This window comes from Gilvimarinus sp. 1_MG-2023 (genome assembly GCF_030548285.1).
Genome location: NZ_JAUOSC010001786.1, coordinates 1 through 234, shown reverse-complemented (window position 1 = coordinate 234; position 234 = coordinate 1). Strand labels below are relative to the sequence as shown.

1 protein-coding gene is annotated in these 234 nt (G+C 50.0%); it reads right to left on the bottom strand.

Features of this window, described 5'->3' with window-relative positions; all coding sequences use genetic code 11:
- Positions 1–219: hypothetical protein (locus tag Q4563_RS22850; RefSeq protein ID WP_303606180.1), on the bottom strand; the 219-nt coding region annotated here is incomplete at its 3' end.
- Between the last annotated feature and the right edge of the window lie 15 nt (positions 220–234).

Genomic DNA, 234 nt, shown 5'->3' with positions numbered 1-234 from the left:
ACCGAAAACACAAGGGCTATCAGTAGGCACCACGGTTCGAAAAATAACACGATCATACAACACAATCGGTTTATCGACCACCCGCTCACCAGCAACGGTATCGAAATTCAAGACCCCCCCCTCGTAGGTTTCCCAGTCGATCTCATCTCCATTGGGACCCTCACCCTCATCTACTTGACGCGATTCCCCCCCCACAGACGCAAAACTCTTCTCAAACAATGCATTACATCCAAC